This window comes from Mesorhizobium sp. M0854, assembly GCF_040319815.1.
Taxonomy (GTDB): Bacteria; Pseudomonadota; Alphaproteobacteria; order Rhizobiales; family Rhizobiaceae; genus Mesorhizobium.
Genome location: NZ_JAMYOL010000076.1, coordinates 1 through 1,782 on the forward strand (window position 1 = coordinate 1; position 1,782 = coordinate 1,782).

Here is a 1,782-nt window from a genome sequence, read left to right on the forward strand (position 1 = left end):
CGCTGGCACAGATCTGGGCGGAGCTTCTCAGGGTCGAGCGGGTCGGACGCCACGACAACTTCTTCGAGCTCGGCGGCCATTCGCTGCTGGCCGTGCAGTTCTCGAGCCGACTGTCGCAGGTTGTTGGCGTCGAGCTGCCGCTGGCGAGGCTGTTTGCCAAACCGGCGCTTTCCGATCTGGCGGCAAGCATCGTCGAGCTGTTGAGCCGCTCCGGTCCGCAAGACCTGCCGGCGATTGTGGCCGTGTCGCGTCATGAGCCTCTGGTGCTGTCGTTCGCGCAGCAGCGGCTATGGTTTTTGGCGCAGCTGGACGAACGCAGCACGAACTACCACATGCCGCTGGCCCTGCGGCTGCGTGGGGTGCTCGACCGCAGCGCCTGGCAGCGCGGCCTCGACCGTTTGTTTGCCCGCCATGAGGCGCTACGCAGTGTCTTTGTCGCGTCGGAGGGCAAGCCCCTGGTCGCGGTTCTGCCGCCGGATGCAGGGCTGCCGGTGCTGGAGCACAATCTCAAGGGCAGGCCAGATGCTGAGGCGGCGCTTTTGGATCTGTGCCATGAAGAGGCCCTCACGCCGTTCGATCTCGCGCGTGGGCCGCTGATCCGCGGGCGTCTGATCCGGATATCGGATGAGGAACACGTCTTCCTGCTGACCCAGCACCACATCGTCTCGGACGGCTGGTCGATGAGCGTGCTGGTGGGTGAACTCAGTCAGCTTTACCGGGCGTTTGAGGCTGGACAGGACGATCCTTTGCCGCCGCTGGCAATCCAGTACCCGGATTATGCCGCCTGGCAGCGACAGTGGCTGACGAGGGACCGGCTGCAGAGCCAGGCGGACTATTGGCGCGAGACCCTCGCCGGCGCCCCGGCCCGTCTTGGCTTGCCGACGGACCGTCCGCGGCCGGAGCAACAGTCGTTTGCCGGAGCCAGTGTGCCCGTTGTCATCGATGCGGATTTGACGCGGGGTCTGAAGCGGCTGAGCCGGCAGCATGGCACGACGCTGTTCATGACGGTGCTGACGGCGTGGGCTGCGGTGCTGTCGCGCCTGTCGGGGCAGGACGACCTTGTCATCGGCGTGCCGAGCGCCAATCGCGGCCGGCGCGAGATCGAAGAGCTGATCGGCTTCTTCGTCAACACCCTGGCGCTTCGGCTGGACCTGTCGGGCGAGCCGAGCGTGGCGGAGCTTCTGGAGCGGACGCGGCGCATAGCGCTGGCGGCGCAGGAGCATCAGGATCTGCCGTTCGAGCAGGTGGTGGAGATCGTCAAGCCGCCCCGGGCTCTCGATCACACGCCGCTGTTCCAGGTGATGTTGGCCTGGCAGAACAATGCGATCGGGTCATTGGATCTGCCGGGGCTGAGTGTAGAGGCTGCGGGGGAGGGGCTCGATCAAGTCCAGTTCGATCTGGAACTGAGCCTTTGCGAGCATGGCGAGGAGATCGCCGGAAGCTTTGGCTATGCGACGGCGCTGTTCGACCAGGCGACGATCGAGCGGCAGCGTAATTATCTGCTGGCGCTGCTGCGGGCGATGGTCGCCGATGCAGGCCAGCCGGTCGGCCGCATCGACATCCTGCCCTCCGACGAGCGCGCCTACCTGCTGGAGGAGCTGAACCGGACGGCGGCGCCTTATCCGTCGGACCGGTGCATCCATGAACTGTTCGAGCAGCAGGTGCGGCGCGCCCCCGATGCGGTGGCAGTGGTCTGCGAGGACGAGCGCCTGAGCTATGGCGAGCTCAACGCGCGCGCCAACCGCCTTGCCCATCACCTGATCGCGCTTGGGGTGAAGCCGG

The 1,782-nt window shown here is 66.3% G+C and carries 1 protein-coding gene; it reads left to right on the plus strand.

What is annotated here, in order from left to right; all coding sequences use genetic code 11:
• Window positions 1-1,782, plus strand: a 1,782-nt coding sequence (locus tag NKH99_RS32580) for a condensation domain-containing protein (protein ID WP_353017962.1), incomplete at both ends; no start/stop codon positions are given.